The sequence below is a fragment of the Roseococcus thiosulfatophilus genome, assembly GCF_017311575.1.
GTDB classification, from domain to species: Bacteria; Pseudomonadota; Alphaproteobacteria; order Acetobacterales; family Acetobacteraceae; genus Roseococcus; species Roseococcus thiosulfatophilus.
Genome location: NZ_JAFFQY010000055.1, coordinates 162,369 through 181,711, shown reverse-complemented (window position 1 = coordinate 181,711; position 19,343 = coordinate 162,369). Strand labels below are relative to the sequence as shown.

Genomic DNA, 19,343 nt, shown 5'->3' with positions numbered 1-19,343 from the left:
CCTCCACTTCTTCGCGTCGTTGTGCCATTCTGGATGCACGATGTTACGGAAGCAAGCTTTCGTCCACCGCAGATGACAGAAGCAGGCCATCAGAGCCAACAGGGGTTTAACAATGTCCGAAGCCGCCTCCCCGCTGCCGCCGCTCTACGGCGGGCTGGTGCCCCTGAACCAGATGCAGCATGCCCATTGGCGCGTGCGCGACGTGGGCTTCGGCTTCGCCGCCGGCATTCCCGCCGTGCCGCTGGCGCTGGAGGAATTCCCGCTGGCCGCCCGCCACATGGGCGTGGTCTTCGCCACCGGCGCGCCGCACATGCCGTTGGCCATCCTGGGCGGCGGCCCGGGGCGCAACCTCTTCATCAATGAGGCGGGGCAGTGGCGTGAGGGCGTCTATGTCCCCGCCTATCTCCGCCGCTACCCCTTCCTGCTGGCCCGCACGGCACCGGGCAGCGAGGAGCTGGCGCTCTGCCTCGACCCCGGCGCGCCCCAATTCTCCGAGGCCGAGGGCGAACCCCTCTTCGACGCCGAGGGCAAGCCCACCGCCATGGCCAGCCGCGCCTTCGAATTCACCCGCGCGGTGGAGGGCAGCTTCCTCCGCACCCAGGACTTCGTGGCCGCCTTGGCGGAGCTGAACCTGCTCGGCCCCGCCGCCGTGCAGTTCGAACAGGGCGGGCGGAACCTGCGCGTGGACGGCTTCCACGCCGTGCAGCGCGAGGCCTTCAATGCGCTGACCGGCGAGCAACTGGTGATGCTGCGCGACAAGGGCTGGCTGGAGGCCATCCACGCGCATTTGTTCTCGGTGGCCGCGCTGCCTTCCATCGTGCAGCAGGCGGCGGCCTGAGCCTGTGCCCGAAGCGCCGCTGCTGAAGCCCGAGGCCCCGCCGCGCCCACGCCGGCGCCGCGCCTGGGGCTCCCCCCTGCTGCGGCGCATCCTGCTGGTGAACGCCCTGCCGCCGGCGCTGCTGGCCGTGGCCCTCCTCTACCTCGACCAATACCAGGACGGGCTTCTCGCCGCCGAAGTGGAGGCCATGCGCACCCAGGCGCGCATCTATGCCGGCGGCATCAGCGAGGCCGCCGTCCGCATCCAGGACGACCGCGCGGTGCTGGTGCCCGAACAGGCGCGGCCGCTGCTGCGGCGCCTGGTGGAACCCTCGCCCAACACCCAGGCCAGGCTGTTCGACACGGCCGGCCTGGTGGTGGCCGACAGCCGCGTGCGCGAGAGCGTGGGCGGCGCCGTCGTCACCGAACCCCTGCCGCCGCCCGCCCCGCGCGGCGTGTTCTCGCAGGGCGTGGGGGGCGTCTATGAATGGCTGCTGGGGCTGCTGCCCAGCGCCTCCCGCAACCCGGTGGTGCTGGACACGACGCCGGACGCGCAGAGCTTCGACTGGCAGCCCGACCTCGGCCCCGAGCGCCAGGCGGAGCTGCGCCTCGCCCTGGAAGGCGGCGTCACCCCCTATATCCGCCGCACGCCGGATGGGCGGCTGCTGGTGAGTGTGGCCGAACCCGCCCGGCGCGGCGCGCAGGCCGTGGGCATCGTGCTGCTGACGCGCGAGGCGCGGGAGGTGGATGCGCGGCTTCTCGAAATCCGCGCCAGCGTGTTGGGGCTGTTCCTGCTGGCGCTGGCGCTGACCGTCGCCGTCTCCTTCTATCTGGCGCAGACCCTGGCGAGCCCGATCCTGCGCCTGGCCGATGCGGCGGCGGAGATGCGGCAGGGCAAGGGGCGCGGTGGCTCGGTCCCGGAGGAGCTGCTGGGGCGGCGGGACGAGATCGGCATCCTCGCGCGGGATTTGCAGGCGGCGGCGCTGGCGCTCTGGGCGCGGATTGACGCCAATGAACGCTTCGCGGCCGATGTGGCGCATGAGCTGAAGAACCCGCTGACCAGCGTGCGCAGCGCCATCGAGACGCTGCGGCGGGTGGAGGATGTGGAGCAGCAACGCAGGTTGCTCGGCATCATCGCCAATGACGCGGTGCGGATGGACCGGCTGATCACGGACATCGCGGATTCCTCGCGCGTGGATGCCGAGCTTTCGCGCGTGATCGCGGAGCCGGTGGACATCGCGCCCATCCTGGCCGTGCTGGTGGAGCTGAACAACACCATCCGCCAGCCGGGCGAGCCGGAAATGATCCTGGAGGCGCCGGAACGGCTGGTGGCGATGGGGGTGGAAGACCGGCTGGTCCAGGTGTTCCGCAACCTGCTGGGCAACGCCGTCAGCTTCAGCCCGGAGGGCGGGCGCGTCTGGCTGCGCGCGCGCGCGGCGGGGCCGGAGGTGGAGGTGATTGTGGAGGATGAGGGGCCGGGGATTCCGGAGGCGCGTCTGGAAGGGATTTTTGACCGCTTCTACTCCGAACGGCCGCGGGGGGAGCGGTTCGGGCAGCATTCGGGGCTGGGGCTTTCTATTTCGCGCCAGATTATTGAGGGTTTGAGGGGGAGGATTGCGGCGGAGAATAGGCGGGATGCGGAGGGGAAGGTGATTGGGGCAAGATTTTTGGTGAGGTTGCCGGTGGGGTGACGAATATTTGGCGACAGGAAAGTACCCTTGGGCTGATTAAATACACTATGGCGCCAAAAATACAAGCACCTGCCTCAGATAATATATTTTACTAATGATGCATCGAGGAATTCATGAAGAAAAATTTGAAAATCATGATCGATACATCCGTGTGGCTAGATCTTGCTAAAGATCCAAGGCATCTGGCATTGCTTGATGTGATGTTAGTTTTGGCAGAAAGAAAGAAAATTAAAATAGCCCTTCCGGAAATTATCATTGAAGAATTTTCAAGAAATAAAGAAAGAGTGATAAATCTAAGCCGAAATAGTCTATTTTCAGATCTAAAAAGGATTAAAGATGCCGTGAGGCAATTTTCTTTAGTTGATACAAGAGATATTATGCTTAGTCAATTGGAGCAATTTCAGTATCAAATTTCTGTGGATGGAGAAGCTGCTGCCGAAACAGTTAAATTGATCGAAAATTTATTTGATATGGCGGAAATAATTCCATTAACAGACGGCCTGAAAGCCCGTGCAGCTAATCGCGCTCTTGCAAAATTAGCGCCATTTCACCGAGATAAAAATGGAATTGGCGATGCGTTAATCATCGAGACAGACATAGATAAGCTGAAACAGAAGAAGAAAAATGAAATATTAGTATTTGTGACTCACAATATACACGACTTCAGTGATAAAGGCTCGGATACAAGATTGCCGCATCGAGATTTTGCAGACATATTTAATTCTGATTTCTCTATATATTCAACAAATATTGCTTCTATCTTGAATCAATTTTTTGGAGATTTCGTTGAAGATGTGGCAATAGAAAGAGAATTCAATCAAAATAGCCGGTTACTTTCTGATCTGATCGAGCATGAGGGCAAGCTTCATACGCAAATTTGGTATGGTAGAAAGGGCGGTATTATTGAGGCGGTTGAGGTTGGTAGATCGAGACGCGTAACGAGAGCTGTATGGGATGCTGCTTCGGTTGAGGAGAGGCGGGCAATGATCCTGGATGAAGTTTGGGATGGCATGCTGGCTGCTATGAAAGAGGCCGAAGCTCGCTATCCGGGTGAGCTTGGGCCGTGGACTGATTTTGAGTGGGGTATGTTGAACGGAAAATTATCGGCTATTCGGTGGATGTTGGGAGACGAGTGGGATATGTTGGATACTTAGCTTACGCAGAGCGTAGGCGCCTATAAGCGCGTGCTAATAACGCCATTGCTGCCTCCACCCCTTGCACCCCCCTCCCAAAAAGCGCATATCTCCTCCATTCACACCATCTGAACCATCAGGGGGGTGGCCTTCCGGGGCCGCCTTTTTTGTTTTTGACCATCGAACGTCCCCGCCATGAAGGGCTCGACGCCCGCATCGCCGATCTCGTGGCGCCGACCATCGAGCACATGGGCTATGAGCTCGTGCGCGTGCAGGTCAGCGGCAAGGAACGCCCCACCGTGCAGATCATGGCGGACCGTGCCGATGGCGCGGCCTTCACGGTCGAGGATTGCACCGAGATCAGCCACGCCATCGGCGCCGTGCTGGACGTGGCGGACCCCATCAAGGCCGAATGGATGCTGGAAGTCTCCAGCCCCGGCATTGACCGCCCCCTGACGCGCACCAAGGACTGGGAGCGTTACGCCGGCCACATCGCCACCGTCGAAATGCTGGTGCCCTTCGAGGGCCGCAAGCGCTTCCGCGGCGTGGTGCTGGGCGCCGACATGGAATCCGCCCGCCTGCGCCTGGACGAGGGCGGCGAAGTCACCCTCCCGCGCGACCAGATGCGCCGCGCCAAGCTCGTTCTCACTGACGAACTCATCGCCGCCACGGCGGCATCCCAACCCGAAGCGAGGAACTGAACCCCATGGCCCTCGACGCCGCGATTCCGCGCCCCGAATTCCTGCAGGTGGCCGATGCCGTCGCCCGCGAGAAGATGATCGAGCGCGAGGAGGTGCTGGAGGCCATGGAAATGGCCATGGGCAAGGCCGGGCGCCAGACCTATGGCCAGAACAAGGACATCCGCGCCGAGATCGATCGCCGCACGGGCGCCGTGAAGCTCTCCCGCTGGACCCTCATCGTCGAGGATGACGCGGTCGAGGACGAAGAGACGCAGATGCCCATCCGCATCGCGCAGAAGATCAAGCCCGGCATCGCGGTCGGCGAATACATCGTGGACCCCCTGCCGCCGATCGATTTCGGCCGCATCGGCGCGCAGACGGCCAAGCAGGTCATCGTGCAGCGCGTGCGCGAGGTGGAGCGGAAGAAGCAGTTCGAGGAATACAAGGATCGCGTCGGCGAGATCATCAACGGCACGGTCAAGCGCACGGAATACGGGAACCTCATGGTGGACCTCGGCCGGGCCGAGGCGCTGCTGCGGCGTGACGAATGCATCGCGCGCGAGGCCTTCAAGAATGGCGACCGCGTGCGCGCCTATATCTACGACGTGCGCGAGGAGCCGCGCGGCCCGCAGATCTTCCTCAGCCGGACGCATCCGGGCTTCCTGGCGAAGTTGTTCGCGCAGGAGGTGCCGGAAATCTATGACGGCATCATCGAGATCAAGGCCGTGGCGCGCGACCCCGGCAGCCGCGCCAAGATGGCCGTGATCAGCCGCGACAGCAGCATTGATCCGGTCGGCGCCTGTGTGGGCATGCGCGGCAGCCGCGTGCAGGCGGTGGTGGCGGAGCTTCAGGGCGAGAAGATCGACATCATCCCCTGGAGCAGCGACATCGCCACCTTTATCGTGAACGCCATGGCCCCGGCCGAGGTGTCCAAGGTGGTGCTGGACGATGACAACAAGCGCGTGGAAGTGGTGGTGCCGGACGAGCAGCTTTCGCTCGCCATCGGCCGGCGCGGGCAGAATGTGCGCCTGGCCTCGCAGCTGACGCGCTACGACATTGATATCCTCACCGAGGCCGGTGAGAGCGAGCGCCGCCAGGAGGATTTCCGCAAGCGCAGCGCGCTGTTCGTGGACGGCCTCGACGTGGACGACGTGATCGCGGGCCTGCTGGTGACCGAGGGCTACGGCTCGATTGAGGAGATCGTGGACGTGGACGACGAGGAACTGGCGGGCATCGAGGGCTTCGACGAGAACATCGCGGGCGAGCTCAAGCGTCGCGCCATGGCCTTCCTGGAGCAGAAGGACGCGGAGATGGCGCAGAAGCGCACCGATCTCGGCGTCGAGGATGGCGTGGTGGACCTCGGCTACTTCACCAACACGCAGCTGGTGGCGCTGGGCGAGGCGGGCGTGAAGACGCTGGACGACGTGGCGGACCTGGCTTCCGACGAGCTCATCGAAATCCTGGGCGAGGGCGCGATGGACGAGGAGACGGCGAACGCCGTCATCATGGCTGCCCGCGCCCATTGGTTCGGCGAGGAGGGCGAGCAGCCTGGCTGACGCCGCCGAACAGGACGAGGACCTGCCCGACGATGCGATCGCGCGTGAGCGTGGCCCGCTGCGGCGCTGCATCGTCACGCGGCAGGTCTTGCCGAAGGAGGCGATGCTCCGCTTCGTCATAGGACCCGCGCGCGAACTCATCCCCGATCCGGGTGGACGTTTGCCGGGCAGGGGCCTATGGTTGGCCGCGCAGGACGGGGTTCTTCGCAAGGCGTTGAAGCAGGGGGCGTTCGCACGGGCAGCGCGGGGGCAGGTGACTGTCCCGGCGGACCTGGGCGCCTTCGTCGTTTCCGCGCTGCGGCAGCGGGTGAAGGATTTCCTCGGTTTCGCGCGCCGCGGCGGAGAGGCCGTGGCGGGTCGGGAGGCGGTGCTGGAATGGCTCCGCGCCGGACGGGTGGCGCTGGTGGTCCAGGCCTCCGACGGCAGCCCGGCCGAGCGGGAGCGCCTGCTGGGCCGGCGGGAATTGCCGGTGTTGGCGCCCCTTTCGGGCGAGGCGCTGGGCGCGGTCTTCGGCCGGGATCGGGTGGTCCATGTCGCGGTGGCGCCCGGGAAGCTGGCGCAGGGTTTGCTGGTCGAGGCGGAACGCCTGGCCGGCTTTGAGAATGACGCCGGCCATGGCCCGGCGTGAGGAACGCGCCCCCGGACGAGTGTCGGGGCGTGACGGTGCAGCGGCCGCGGGCCGCGTGTTTTTCAGGTGCCCCTGGGCGGTGACGCCCGCGGGACGAGTTCGGAACGGCGGATGAGCGACCAGAACGATCAGGATGCGGCGAAGAACCGGCTGAGCCTCCGCCCCGCGGGGCGGCTCGAGCTCGGCAAGACGGTGGACGCCGGAAGCGTGCGGCAGAGCTTCAGCCATGGCCGCAGCAAGGTGGTGCAGGTCGAGGTCGTGAAGAAGCGCGCGCCCGCGCCGGCCGCGCCCACCGGCGCCACGCGCCCGACCGGCGCCACGCCCACGGCCCCGCGCGCCGCCGGTGCCGCGCCGCCGGCGGCGTCGCGCAGCGGTGCGCCCACGCGCCCCGGCAGCGGCCCCGCCCGCAGCGGCGGCGGCGCCCCCACCGTGGGCCGCCCGCTGACCGCCGCCGAGATGGCCACCCGCCAGCGCGTGCTGGAAGAGCAGCGCCGCGTCGAGGCCGCGCGCGAGCGCGAGCAGCGTGAGCGCCAGGCGCTCATGGTCCGCAGCGCCGCCGAGGAAGCCGCCCGCCGCGCCGAGGAAGAGGCCCGCGCCGCCGAGGAGGCCCAGGAGGCCGCCCGCCAGGCCGAGGCCGAGGCCGCCGCCGCGGCGCGCGAGGCCGCCCGCGCCCCCGAGCCCGAGCCGGAGGCCGCCCCCGCGCCGGCCCCCGCCGCCGCTCGCGCGCCCGAGCGCGCCCCGGCCCCTGCGGCACGCCCCGCGCCCCGCGCCCCGCAGCAGCCCGCCCCCGGCATGCCCGGCAGCACGGTGCGCCCCGGCGCCCAGCGCGTCACGCCGCTGGCCGCCCGCGCGCAGCCCGGCCCCGCGCTGCGCCCGGCCCCCGGCCCGGCCACGCCGGCCGCCAAGCTCAGCCTCGGCCCGCCCCGTGCGCGCGAGGAGGACGAGGACCGCCGCGGCCCCGCGCGCCGCAGCGGCCCGCCGGGCCCGGGTGGCGCGCGCCGCCCCGTGGTCACGCCCGCCAAGAAGACCCCGCTGGCCGGGCCCCGTCGCGAGGGCCGCATCGACGTCGCCGCCGCGATGGACGGCGATGACGACCGCAGCCGTTCCATGGCCTCGGTCCGCCGCGCGCGGGAGCGTGAGCGGCGGCAGCAGGAACTGGCCCGCCTGCGCGCCGGCCAGGAGCGCGTGGTGCGCGACGTCATCATCCCCGAGACCATCACGGTCCAGGAACTCGCCAACCGCATGGCGTCCCGCGCGGGCGAGGTGGTGAAGGCGCTGTTCCGCATGGGCGTGATGGCGACCATCACGCAGTCCATCGACGCCGACACCGCGGAGCTGGTGGCGCAGGAATTCGGCCACCGTGTGAAGCGCGTGTCCGAGGATGACGTGGAAGTGGGCCTGGAAGGCGCGGTGGACGAGGAGGGGACGCAGCTGCCCCGCCCGCCCGTCGTCACCATCATGGGCCATGTGGACCACGGCAAGACCAGCCTGCTGGACGCCCTGCGCAAGACCGACGTGGTGGCGAAGGAGGCGGGTGGCATCACCCAGCACATCGGCGCCTACCAGGTGCAGACCTCGGCCGGCACCGTCACCTTCATTGACACCCCGGGCCATGAGGCCTTCACGGCCATGCGCGCCCGCGGCGCCTCGGTGACGGACATGGTGGTGCTGGTGGTGGCCGCCGATGACGGCGTGATGCCGCAGACCATCGAGGCCATCAAGCACGCGAATGCCGCGAACGTCCCGCTGATCGTGGCGGTGAACAAGATCGACAAGCCGGGCATCAACCTCGACCGCGTGCGGAACGAGCTGCTCCAGCACGAGATCGTGGTGGAAAGCCTGGGCGGCGACACGCAGGAAATCCAGGTCTCGGCGCTCAAGGGCACGAACCTCGACAAGCTGCTGGAAGCCATCCTGCTCCAGGCCGAGATCCTGGACCTGCGCGCCAACCCGGACCGGGTCGGCGAGGGCACCGTGATCGAGAGCAAGCTCGACCGCGGGCGCGGCCCGGTGGCGACCGTGCTGGTCCAGAAGGGCACGCTGAAGCAGGGCGACATCGTGGTGGCCGGCGCCGAATGGGGCCGCGTGCGCGCGCTGGTGGACGACAAGGGCAAGCAGATCAAGACGGCTGGCCCCTCGGCGCCCGTCGAGATCCTGGGCCTCTCGGGCGTGCCCTCGGCCGGCGAGAATTTCGTGGTGGTCGAGAACGAGACCCGCGCCCGCGAGGTGAGCGAGTATCGCCAGCGCCGCGCCCGCGACAAGGCGGCGGCGGCGCTGGGCGCCGGCCGCGGCACGCTGAACGACATGCTGGCGCGCATCCAGGCGGGGCAGCAGAAGGAAGTGGCCGTCGTGGTCAAGGCCGACGTGCAGGGTTCCGCCGAGGCCATCAACGTCACGCTGGGCAAGCTCGGCAATGACGAGGTGAAGGTCCGCGTGCTGCACTCCGCCGTGGGCCAGATCACGGAGAGCGATATCCAGCTCGCCAAGGCGTCCAACGCGGTGGTGGTGGCCTTCAACGTCCGCGCCACCAGCCAGGCGCGCGAGATGGCGCAGCGCGATGGCGTGGACATCCGCTACTACTCGATCATCTACCAGGTGTCGGACGACATCGAGGCGATCTTCAAGTCGCGTCTCGCCCCCGTCCAGCGCGAGAACTTCCTGGGCTACGCGCAGATCCTGCAGGTGTTCGAGGTCAAGCGCATCGGCAAGGTGGCCGGCTGCCGCGTGACCGAGGGCGTGGTCAGGCGTGGCTGCGGCTTCCGCCTGATCCGCGACGGCGTGGTGGTGCACGAGGGCGAGCTGTCCACGCTGCGCCGCTTCAAGGACGACGTGAAGGAAGTCACGAACGGCTACGAATGCGGCATGGGCTTCCGGAACTTCGATGACATCCGCGTGGATGACCAGATCGAATGCTTCGAGACGGAAACCGTCGCCGCGGCGTGATGTGAGGCATGGAGACGGCGGGCGCACGGCGCGATGAGGAGGTCTCCCTCCTCCTCGAGGCCATTCATGACGGGGTGATGCAGATCCGCTTCAACGTGGCGGAGCTGAACACCCCTGGGCGCCCGACCCATTCCTACCGGGACAACTGGCTGGTGATGGGGGCGCCCTTCGTCGTCGCCCTGCTGTTCTATCCCATCGCCTGGTGGCTGGCGCTGGGCTTCCTGGCCACGGGCTTCGCCTATGTGGCGAAGCTGGGCCGGCCCTGGATCTTCGCGCGCTGCATGAAGCGGGCCATGGCGCTGCTGGAAGCCGACCACCGCCGCTTCAACGAATTCTGGCGCGAGGGCATGTTCATGCTGGTACATAACCCCTCCGGCGACACATGCCCCGCCCGCCAGCCCGAGGTGCGGGGCTTCATCCGCCACCACCTGGCCCCCATCCCGCCGGCCCCCATTCCCCCGGCCCAGGAGGCCTGAGACCATGGCCCGTTCATCTTCCCGGGGGGCTGGCGCCGCCGCCGGCCCCTCGCAACGGCAGTTGCGCGTGGCCGAGGAAATCCGCCACGCGCTGGCCGCCATCTTCGAACGCGCGGATTTCCGCGACCCCGACCTGGCGAATGCCCGCATTACCGTGACGGAGGTCCGCGCCTCGCCGGACCTCAAGCACATGACGGCCTTCGTCAGCGGCCTGGGCCGGGACCTGCCGCCCGAGCAGTTCGCCGCGCTCAAGCGCGCCGCCCCCTTCCTGCGCAGCCAGATCGCCAAGGCGGTGCGGCTGAAATACGCGCCGGACCTGCATTTCCAGCCCGACACGGCGCTGGACTACGCCCTGCACATGACGCGGGTGCTGCGCCAGCCCGAGGTGGCGCGCGACCTGACCCCCCGCCCGGATTCCGACGAAGAGGGCTGACCCGCCCTCAAGGATTGCACATGCCCCGCCAATTCAAGAAAAAGCCCCGCGGCCGTGACATCAACGGCTGGTTGATCGTGGACAAGCCCAGCGGGATCGGAAGCACCGATGTCGTGAACAAGGTGAAGCGCGCCTTCGACGCGCAGAAGGCGGGCCATGGCGGCACGCTGGACCCGCTGGCGACCGGCCTGCTGCCCATCGCCTTCGGCGCCGCCACCAAGACCGTGCCCTATGTGATGGACGGCACGAAGGTCTATCACTTCACGCTCCGTTTCGGCGAAGCCCGCGATTCCGACGATGCCGATGGCGCGGTGACGGAGACGAGCGAGGCGCGCCCCACGGACGAGGCCATCCGGGCGGCCCTGCCCGCCTTCACCGGCGACATCATGCAGATCCCGCCCGTCTATTCCGCCATCAAGATCAATGGCGAACGCGCCTATGACCTGGCGCGCGACGGGCAGGAGGTGGTGCTGGAAGCCCGCCCCGCCCGGGTGGACCGCTTCGAACTCATCGCGCGGCCGGATGCGGACACCGCCATCTTCGAGGTGCAGTCGGGCAAGGGCGTCTACATGCGCTCGCTGGCGCGGGACCTGGCGCGCGCGGTCGGCACGGTGGGGCATATCGCCGCCCTGCGCCGGCTGCGGGTCGGCCCCTTCCTGGAGGCGCATGCCGTGCCCCTGGACAAGATCGCGGGAAGCGGCGATATCCCGCTTCCTTCACTGGACGTCCTTCTTCCGTTCGCGACCGCGCTGGCCGACATCCCGGCACTGGCCGTCACGGAAGGGGAGGCCGCCCGTCTCGGCTTCGGCCAGGCCCTCAGCCTGGTGGAATTCATGGGACGGGTTCCGCCCGACGCCGACCCCGATGGGGGGCTGGTGCGCGTGGTGGCAGGGGAGCGGTTCGTGGGCCTGTGCCGTCTCGAGGAAGGGATGCTCAGGCCCGAAAGGCTGATGGCCGACGCCATTCGGGCGGCCTGACACCGGCGCGCCGTCGCTTCACTCCAGACCCACAAGGAACACGCCGATGTCGATCACCGCCGAGCGCCGCGCCGCGCTCATCCAGGACTACGCCCAGAAGCCGGGCGATACGGGCAGCCCCGAGGTGCAGGTCGCGATCCTGAGCGAGCGCATCTCGAACCTGACCGAGCACCTCAAGACCCACGCCAAGGATTTCCACAGCCGCCGCGGCCTGCTGGTGCTGGTCGGCCAGCGCCGTGGCCTGCTGGACTATGTGAAGCGCAAGGACCGGGCCCGCTACGAAGCACTGATCGGGCGGCTCGGCCTGCGCCGGTGATGCGGCGCCGCCCGCCGGTTCTGCTCTTCGAGTCGAACCGCGGGCGGATCATGTGGGTGTTGAGCGTCATCTCCTGGGCCTGCGTGGCCGGCATGGCGGTGGCGCTCTACGCCAGCCTGGACGAGGTGGCGCCCGGGGGCGACAGCCCCACCGTCCTCTTCCTGACCCAGCTTCTGCTGCTGGTGGTGGCGATCCTCACCGATCGCCGCCGGCGCGTGACCATCGCGCGCATCTGGCGCGTGCCTGAAGGCCTGGTCTTCGAGATGCAGGGGCTTTTCCGGCCCTTCCGTCGCTATGCCGCCCAGGCCGACCTGGCGCGTATCCGCGTCCATCCGCCCGATACCTACGGGCGGATGAAGATGCGCCTGCCCGATGGCGGGCCGCTGCTGGTGATGCACACGGGTTTCCGCGAACTGAACCTCGGCCTGCCGGAGCCCGAGCACAAGAAGCGCCGGCGCTGAGACGCGCGGCGCCGCCACTTCCCCCCCGACTTTCCACTGGTGTCCGGAGCCCATCCGGTCCATAAGGGGGCCTGCCTCGTCGGAACCTCCGGCGCGGCATAACCGACCGCGTCCGCGGCGGGTTGTCAGAGCCACCGGACATTCCTGACGGAAGATGGGTCGGCGGCGCCTCCGGCCACATGGCCTTGCCGCGGGTGCGCGCACCCCGGCCCCATGTCCCCCGAGACGCCGAGAGCCTCCCCTTCTGCCGGGCGGCCGGGTGGACGAACTGCCTTCCTGCCGCGTCGCGCACATCCATGCCCCATGACGGCCCATCCGGGGCCGGGGGCAAGCTAGGACGACGCATGTTCGACAACTATTTCCGCAAGGACATTCCCTGGGGCGGCCAGATCCTGACGCTCGAGACGGGCAAGATCGCCCGCCAGGCCGATGGCGCCGTGATGGCGCGCCTGGGTGACACCATCGTGCTCTGCACCGTGGTGGGCAGCCGCAGCGTGAAGCCCGGCCAGGACTTCTTCCCCCTCACGGTGAACTACCAGGAAAAGGCCTTCGCGGCGGGCAAGATCCCCGGCGGCTTCTTCAAGCGCGAAGGGCGCCCCTCCGAGAGCGAGACGCTGATCTCCCGCCTCATTGACCGCCCCATCCGCCCGCTCTTCCCGGAAGGGTTCCGCAACGAGGTGCAGGTCATCGCGACTGTGCTGTCGCATGACCTCGAGAACGACCCGGACATGGTCGCGCTGGTGGGCTGCTCCGCCGCGCTGACGCTGTCGGGCATCCCCTTCTTCGGCCCGGTGGGCGGGGCGCGCGTGGGCTACATTGACGGGCAATTCGTGCTGAACCCGACGGCGGCGCAACGCAAGCTGTCGAAGCTGGACCTCGTCATCGCCGGCACCGCCGAGGGCGTGCTGATGGTGGAGAGCGAGGCGCATGAGCTGAGCGAGGAACAGATGCTCGCCGCGCTGGAATTCGGCCACAAGGGCTTCCAGCCGGTCATCGAGGGCATCATCGCGCTGGCCGAGGTGGCCGCGAAGGAGCCCTGGGACCTGGCCGAGGCCGACCCCGCCCTGGAGGCGCTGAAGGCCCGCATCGCGGAACTCGGCACCGCCCAGATGGCCGAGGCCTACAAGATCACCGACAAGCAGGCGCGCCAGAAGGCCGTCTCCGAGGCGAAGAAGGCCGTGATGGCCGCCCTGGAGGCCGAGGGCGCCAACACCGACGCCGCCAAGGGCATGATGAAGGCGCTGGAGGCGGATGTGGTCCGCGGCGCCATCCTCGACACCGGCATCCGCATTGACGGCCGCGACACCAAGACCGTCCGCCCCATCGTGGCGGAGGTGGGCGTGCTGCCGCGCGCCCATGGCTCGGCGCTGTTCACGCGCGGCGAGACGCAGGCGCTGTGCGTCGCCACGCTTGGCACCGGCCAGGACGAGCAGATCATTGACGCGCTGGCGGGCGAGTACCGCGAGAACTTCATGCTGCACTACAACTTCCCCCCCTACTCGGTGGGCGAGACGGGCCGCATGGGCAGCCCCGGCCGGCGCGAGATCGGCCATGGCAAGCTGGCCTGGCGCGCCATGCACCCCGTGCTGCCGGAGAAGGAGAAGTTCCCGTACACGATGCGCATCGTGTCCGAGATCACGGAGAGCAACGGCTCCTCCTCGATGGCGACGGTGTGCGGCACCTCGCTCGCGCTGATGGATGCGGGCTGCCCGCTGGCGCGGCCGGTGGCGGGCATCGCCATGGGCCTGATCAAGGAAGACCGCGGCTTCGCCGTGCTGAGCGACATCCTGGGCGACGAGGACCACCTCGGCGACATGGACTTCAAGGTGGCCGGCACCGAGGCGGGCATCACCAGCCTGCAGATGGACATCAAGATCACGTCCATCACCTTCGAGATCATGAAGACCGCCCTGGCCCAGGCCAAGGACGGCCGCATCCACATCCTGGGCGAGATGGCCAAGGCCATCACGGGCGCGCGGACGGAGATGGCGGCGACGGCGCCGCGCATCACCATCATCAACGTGCCCAAGGACAAGATCCGCGAAGTGATCGGGACCGGCGGCAAGGTGATCCGCGAGATCGTCGAGCAGACCGGCACCAAGATCGACATCGAGGATGACGGGACGATCAAGATCGCCTCGTCCAACCCCGAGGCGACGCAGGCGGCCATTGACCGGATCAAGGGCATCACGGCCGAGGCCGAGATCGGCCAGATCTACAACGGCAAGGTGGTCAAGACCGCCGAATTCGGCGCCTTCGTGAACTTCCTGGGCGCCAAGGACGGGCTGGTCCACATTTCCGAACTGGCCAATGAGCGGGTGAACCGCACCACCGACATCGTCAAGGAAGGCGATGCCGTGAAGGTGAAGGTCATCGGCTTCGACGACCGCGGCAAGGTGAAGCTGTCCATGCGGGTTGTGGACCAGGCCACGGGCGCCGATATCACCGAGCAGGTGGGCGAGCGCCGCCCCCGCGAAGGTGGCGAGGGCGAGGATCGTCCCCGCCGCGAGGGCCGTGACCGCGGCCCGCGCCGCGAGCGCGACTGAATCACGACCAAACCGGCCGGCGCCTCTTGCGCCGGCCGGGATCGTGGTAACGTAACTGTCAGAAGAATTCTCCCGGGGTAGGTCGCCGTGAAGGCCATCAATACAATCCGCATGGGCGGCGTCGACGTGCTGCCCCTGGTCGAGGGCGGCAAGGGTGTCGCTGTCAGCAATGGGCTGACAGCCGGCGCCTGGGCCGCGGCCGGAGGTGTTGGCACCTTCTCGGCCGTCAACGCCGACAGCTATGACGCGGAAGGCCGGACCATCCGGCAGGTCTACCACGGCACCACCCGCCGCGACCGGCACGAGGAGCTGGTGGCCTATGGCATCGCGGGCGGCATCGCCCAGGCGCGCGAGGCGCGGGAGGTGGGCGGCAAGGATGCCCGCATCCATGCCAACATCCTGTGGGAGATGGGCGGCGCCGAGCGCGTGATCCGCGGCGTGCTGGAAGGGGCCAAGGGCCTCGTCAACGGCATCACCTGCGGCGCGGGCATGCCCTACCGCCTGGCCGAGATCGCGAAGGATTTCGGCGTCCACTACTACCCCATCGTCTCCTCCGCCCGCGCCTTCTCGGCGCTGTGGAAGCGCAGCTATTCCAAGGTCAGCGAATGGCTGGGCGGCGTGGTCTATGAGGACCCCTGGCTGGCGGGCGGCCACAACGGGCTGTCCAACAGCGAGGACCCGAAGAAGCCCGAGGCGCCCTATGAGCGCGTCCGCAAGCTGCGCGAGCAGATGCGCGCCTTCGGCCTGGACGCCACGCCCATCATCATGGCGGGCGGCGTCTGGTGGCTGGAGGAATGGGAGGATTGGATCGACAACCCCGAGCTGGGCCCCATCGCCTTCCAGTTCGGCACGCGGCCGCTGCTGACCAAGGAATCGCCCATCAGCGACGCCTGGAAGAAGCGCCTGACCGACCTGCAGCCTGGCGACGTGCTGCTGCAACCCTTCTCGCCCACCGGCTTCTATTCCAGCGCCGTCCGCAACGACTTCCTGGCCGAGCTGGAGGCCCGCAGCGAGCGCCAGGTGGCCTACACCATGGAGCCCGTGGGCGAGCACACGGCGGAACTCGGCATCGGGCCGCGCAAGCGCCTGGTGTGGCTGACGCCGGGTGACCGGGCGCGGGCGGAATCCTGGCTTTCGGCCGGCTTCACCGAGGCGATGCGGACGCCCGACAGCACGCTGATCTTTGTCACCCCCGAGAAGTCGCGCGAGATCGTGGCGGACCAGGTGGCCTGCATGGGCTGCCTCAGCCATTGCCGCTTCAGCAACTGGACGCAGATCGAACCCGACTATTCCACCGGCAAGAAGGCCGATCCGCGCAGCTTCTGCATCCAGAAGACCCTGCAGGACATCGCCCATGACGGCAGCCTGCAGGACAATCTGATGTTCGCGGGCCACAACGCCTACCGCTTCGGCAGCGACCCCTTCTATTCCAACGGCTTCGTGCCGACGGTCCGCCAGCTGGTGGACCGGATCATGACGGGGCGTTGATCCGCATCAAGGCGGGCCTTTCCGCCTTGCATTAGCTTTCGCGCAGATTGGGCGGCGGGCCTCTCCGTCGCTCTGGCGAAGGGATGACGGCGATGTTCGCAACCAATGTGGGCGGCGTGGACCGGATGCTGCGGGTCGCGGTGGGGCTGGCGCTGATCGTCGCCACCCTGGCCGGGCTGATCGGCGCCTGGGGCTGGGTCGGCATTGTGCCGCTGGCCACGGGGCTGCTGCGGACATGCCCGCTCTACACGCTTTTGGGCATCCGCACCTGCCCGGCGGCAAAAGGGGCCTGACGCGCCAGAGAATTCCGCGTATTGGTGGCGGAATGGACTTCCAGGCCAATCCAGACCCCGGGACCATTCTTCCCGCCGCGCTGCCGCCGGAGATGGAGGCACGCGCCGGCGAGGCCGCGCAATTGCTGCGCCTGCTGGCCAATGAACGGCGATTGCTGCTGCTGTGCCACCTCATCACCGAGGGTGAGGTGACGGTGGGGCGGCTGGCCGAAATGGTGGGGCTGTCGCAGCCCGCCATCTCCCAGCACCTGGCGCGGCTCAGGGCCGATGGGCTGGTGGCCACGCGCCGCGCCGCCACCACCATCCATTACCGCGTGGCCGACCCCCGGGTGGGGCGCATCCTGCTGACGCTGCGGGACATCTTCTGCCCGCCGGATGGCGGGCGCCAAATCTGACACGCGCAGGTTAGGAATTCACTTGTCTGTGCACGTTATGCGTGCATAGCCTGCTGCGGCTTGGTCCCGGAGGCGCCATGACGCGGTTCACCACGCAACAGAGCTTCACCATAGGCACGGGCCAGCTCGTGGTGATGACGCGGCCCACCACCAACATCGCCGTCTACGCCGCCGCGAAGATGTCGTTGAGCCTGGCGCGCGCCTTCCTGCGCCGCACCACCGCCGCGTTGCAGACCACCAACGGCCCGCGCGACCATGCCGCCCTGGCCGCGCGCTACTTCCTGACGCCGCCCACGCGCATCGACGCGGCCTCGCTCGGCACGATCCTGCAGATCCTCACGCAGACGAAGACGGGGCTGGAGGCCGATGTCACCCTCAAGGTCGGCGACAATGTCGGCAGCGGCGACAGCGACGACCTGGGCGAGGTGAACGGCGTGAGCGGCGGCGTTCCCACCAAGCCCTACCACAACATGGCGATCGACCGGGGCGATGGGACGAACACGCTCTGGGGTGCCATCAAGCTCAACGACGACCGCCTGCTCTCCGGCAAGCTCGGCGCGCAGGTGCTGATCCACGAGGCCACGCACAAATATGCGGGCACGGATGATTACTGCTATTTCAAGGACGACGCCGTCACGCCGGAGGGCGTCTTCACCGACAAGGCGCAGGCCCTGATCAACGCCGACAGCTACGCCTGGTTCGCCGTCATGCTGGGCAGCCAGTTGAAGGGATAGGCCGGGCTCTCAGCCCGGCCAGGCCTTCACCTCGGTCTCCACGAAGCTCAGCGGGCCGGGGCCGGCATTGACCACGTTGTGCTCCACCCCGGCCGGGCGGCTATAGGCGACCCCGGCCTTGAGCTGCGCCTCCATGGTGCTGCCATCGGGGAATTCGATGTGCAGCGTGCCGTCCATCATGGGCACCACGACATAGAGCCAGCCATGGCGGTGGAAGCCCGTTTCCGCGCCGGGCTCGAAATCCCAGCGGATGACGCGCACCTTGTCGTCATCCAGCTGGAGAACCGGCACGGCGGGCGGGCGGCAGCGCAGCGGGCCGGGGGATGCGGCGTCGGAAAAGCTCATTCCGCCGCGGCCTTCATCAGCCCCGGCAGGGGCAGGGCGCCGGCGGCTTCCCAGGCGGCCCAGGCCTTGTCGGCATCGGCCTGGGACAGCGGCAGGTGGGGCGGGCGGATGGTGCGCCAGCCGGCATCGCCGGTGCTGCGGGCGATGATCTCGCGCAGGCCCGGGATGAGGGCCACGCTGGTCGCGGCCTTGCGGGTGGCGGTCAGCATGGCCTGGGCGGCGTCGGCCTCGGGGCCGGTGCGCTTGGCGTAGACGATGCCACCCCAATGGGAATTGCCGTTGGAGGCGGCGGTGATGCAGCCGGCGCCGCCCTCGGCCAGGATCTTCTGCAGGAATTCATCGCTGCCCGAATAGACCTCGAAGCCGCGCGACGCGAAGGCGTCAATCATCGCCTTCATGTTCGCGTAGTCGCCCGAGCTGTCCTTCACGCCCTTGAACACGCCCGGATGCGCGTCCAGCAGGCGGCCGATCACGTTCAGGCTGAAGGGCACCGCCGATTGCTGCGGGAAGTTGTAGAGGTAGAGCGCGATGCCGCCGCCGACGCGCTTCGCCACCTCGTCGAAGAAGGCGAAGATGCCGTCATCGGAGGGGTTCTTGTAGTAGAAGGGCGGCAGCAGCAGCACGCCGCGGCAGCCCTGGGCGCGGGCATGCTGGGTCAGCTCCACCGTTTCCGTGATGGAGGAGACACCCGCACCTGGCATCATGGTGGAAGCCGGCACGCCGCGCGCGATCAGCCCTTCCAGGATGGCCATGCGCTCCTTCGCGGAGAAGCTGTTGGCCTCGCCCGTGGTGCCGAGGATGCCGAGGCCATTGCAGCCATTGGCCAGCAGCCACTTGGCGTGGGCGGCCATGCGGTCGAGGTCGGGCGAGAAATCCTCGCGCATCGCGGTCAGCACCGCGGCGTTCACGCCGCCGAACAGGGCATCCTTCATGGGGCAGTTTCCTCTGTGAGTGAGCCGGGCAGGGGCCTTGGCCCCGCCCGGCGCGGCCAGTCGCCCGGCCAGGTGGTGATGTGGTCCTCTAGCGCGCCCGCCTCGCGCTCCGCCACCGCGCGGCCGCGCACGGAGACGCCGGCGCGGACCACGCTCTCCGGGTCGCCGGAGCGGAGCGGGTGCCAGTCCGGCAAATCCCGCCCCTCGGCCAGCAGGCGGTAGGCGCAGGTGGGCGGCAGCCAGTCCATGCCCGCCAGCCGCTTGGGCGTGAGGCGGATGCAATCCGGCACGCGGGCGCGGCGGTTGGCGTAGTCGGTGCAGCGGGCCGTGGCACGGTCCAGCAGCCGGCAGGCCACGTCGGTGTGGTGCAGCTCCTCCGTGTCGGCGTCGCGCAGCTTGTGCAGGCAGCAGCGGCCGCAGCCATCGCACAGGCTTTCCCATTGGGCGCGCGTCATGCGCTCCAGCGGGACGGTCTTCCAGAAAGGCGGTTCAGGGGCCAC

At 68.1% G+C, this 19,343-nt stretch carries 20 protein-coding genes; 17 read left to right on the top strand and 3 right to left on the bottom strand.

The window, feature by feature from the left end; genetic code table 11:
- The first annotated feature begins 112 nt into the window (after positions 1-112).
- The 17 genes from JTN19_RS15430 to JTN19_RS15350 all read left to right on the top strand — a co-directional run bounded on the left by JTN19_RS15430 (position 113) and on the right by JTN19_RS15350 (position 17,566).
- Positions 113-838, top strand: a complete 726-nt coding sequence (locus JTN19_RS15430; RefSeq protein WP_206934432.1) for a SapC family protein — start codon at positions 113-115, stop codon at positions 836-838.
- 4 nt (positions 839-842) lie between these two features.
- Complete coding sequence (locus JTN19_RS15425; protein ID WP_340643339.1) at positions 843-2,507, top strand: stimulus-sensing domain-containing protein; 1,665 nt, start codon at positions 843-845, stop codon at positions 2,505-2,507.
- A gap of 113 nt (positions 2,508-2,620) precedes the next feature.
- Positions 2,621-3,661, top strand: coding sequence for a PIN domain-containing protein (locus JTN19_RS15420; protein WP_206934430.1), 1,041 nt, complete (start codon positions 2,621-2,623; stop codon positions 3,659-3,661).
- A gap of 152 nt (positions 3,662-3,813) precedes the next feature.
- Positions 3,814-4,341, top strand: a complete 528-nt coding sequence (gene rimP, locus JTN19_RS15415) for a ribosome maturation factor RimP (protein WP_408901887.1) — start codon at positions 3,814-3,816, stop codon at positions 4,339-4,341.
- 5 nt (positions 4,342-4,346) lie between these two features.
- Positions 4,347-5,876 (top strand): transcription termination factor NusA, encoded by a 1,530-nt coding sequence (nusA, locus tag JTN19_RS15410; RefSeq protein ID WP_206934427.1) that lies wholly within the window; start codon positions 4,347-4,349, stop codon positions 5,874-5,876.
- Positions 5,830-6,504: an RNA-binding protein gene (locus JTN19_RS15405; RefSeq protein WP_340643343.1), complete on the top strand. Its 675-nt coding sequence runs from the start codon at positions 5,830-5,832 to the stop codon at positions 6,502-6,504. The genes nusA and JTN19_RS15405 overlap by 47 nt, the downstream gene beginning before the upstream one ends.
- A 111-nt stretch (positions 6,505-6,615) precedes the next feature.
- Complete coding sequence (gene infB / locus JTN19_RS15400; RefSeq protein WP_206934425.1) at positions 6,616-9,447, top strand: translation initiation factor IF-2; 2,832 nt, start codon at positions 6,616-6,618, stop codon at positions 9,445-9,447.
- A gap of 77 nt (positions 9,448-9,524) precedes the next feature.
- Positions 9,525-9,923, top strand: a complete 399-nt coding sequence (locus JTN19_RS15395; protein ID WP_206934423.1) for a hypothetical protein — start codon at positions 9,525-9,527, stop codon at positions 9,921-9,923.
- Between the two features lie 4 nt (positions 9,924-9,927).
- The gene (gene rbfA, locus JTN19_RS15390) at positions 9,928-10,356 is read left to right on the top strand and encodes a 30S ribosome-binding factor RbfA (protein ID WP_206934421.1); all 429 of its coding nucleotides are present in this window, start codon (positions 9,928-9,930) and stop codon (positions 10,354-10,356) included.
- Positions 10,357-10,376: 20 nt separating this feature from the next.
- The gene (gene truB, locus JTN19_RS15385; protein WP_206934420.1) at positions 10,377-11,333 is read left to right on the top strand and encodes a tRNA pseudouridine(55) synthase TruB; all 957 of its coding nucleotides are present in this window, start codon (positions 10,377-10,379) and stop codon (positions 11,331-11,333) included.
- A 46-nt stretch (positions 11,334-11,379) separates the two neighbouring features.
- The gene (gene rpsO / locus JTN19_RS15380) at positions 11,380-11,649 is read left to right on the top strand and encodes a 30S ribosomal protein S15 (RefSeq protein WP_206934418.1); all 270 of its coding nucleotides are present in this window, start codon (positions 11,380-11,382) and stop codon (positions 11,647-11,649) included.
- A 59-nt stretch (positions 11,650-11,708) separates the two neighbouring features.
- Positions 11,709-12,110, top strand: a complete 402-nt coding sequence (locus tag JTN19_RS15375) for a hypothetical protein (protein WP_206934416.1) — start codon at positions 11,709-11,711, stop codon at positions 12,108-12,110.
- A 344-nt stretch (positions 12,111-12,454) separates the two neighbouring features.
- Positions 12,455-14,656: a polyribonucleotide nucleotidyltransferase gene (gene pnp / locus JTN19_RS15370; RefSeq protein WP_206934414.1), complete on the top strand. Its 2,202-nt coding sequence runs from the start codon at positions 12,455-12,457 to the stop codon at positions 14,654-14,656.
- A gap of 87 nt (positions 14,657-14,743) precedes the next feature.
- A complete protein-coding gene (locus JTN19_RS15365) occupies positions 14,744-16,144 on the top strand; it encodes a nitronate monooxygenase (RefSeq protein ID WP_206934411.1) in 1,401 nt (466 codons plus the stop codon).
- A gap of 92 nt (positions 16,145-16,236) precedes the next feature.
- Entirely contained in the window at positions 16,237-16,437 is a 201-nt protein-coding gene (locus JTN19_RS15360; RefSeq protein ID WP_206934409.1) for a YgaP family membrane protein, read from the top strand.
- Positions 16,438-16,469: 32 nt separating this feature from the next.
- Entirely contained in the window at positions 16,470-16,832 is a 363-nt protein-coding gene (locus JTN19_RS15355) for an ArsR/SmtB family transcription factor (RefSeq protein ID WP_340643338.1), read from the top strand.
- A 77-nt stretch (positions 16,833-16,909) separates the two neighbouring features.
- A complete protein-coding gene (locus tag JTN19_RS15350; RefSeq protein ID WP_206934407.1) occupies positions 16,910-17,566 on the top strand; it encodes a M35 family metallo-endopeptidase in 657 nt (218 codons plus the stop codon).
- Positions 17,567-17,575: 9 nt separating this feature from the next.
- On the opposite strand, the gene JTN19_RS15345 is transcribed toward JTN19_RS15350, so the two are convergent.
- Genes JTN19_RS15345 through JTN19_RS15335 form a run of 3 tightly spaced genes read right to left on the bottom strand, consistent with a single transcriptional unit; the run spans position 17,576 to position 19,343 of the window.
- A complete protein-coding gene (locus JTN19_RS15345; RefSeq protein WP_206934405.1) occupies positions 17,576-17,911 on the bottom strand; it encodes a cupin domain-containing protein in 336 nt (111 codons plus the stop codon).
- A complete protein-coding gene (locus JTN19_RS15340; RefSeq protein WP_206934403.1) occupies positions 17,908-18,843 on the bottom strand; it encodes a dihydrodipicolinate synthase family protein in 936 nt (311 codons plus the stop codon). The genes JTN19_RS15345 and JTN19_RS15340 overlap by 4 nt, the downstream gene beginning before the upstream one ends.
- On the bottom strand, positions 18,840-19,343 hold the full coding sequence (locus JTN19_RS15335; protein WP_206934400.1) for a YcgN family cysteine cluster protein: 504 nt from the start codon (positions 19,341-19,343) through the stop codon (positions 18,840-18,842). The genes JTN19_RS15340 and JTN19_RS15335 overlap by 4 nt, the downstream gene beginning before the upstream one ends.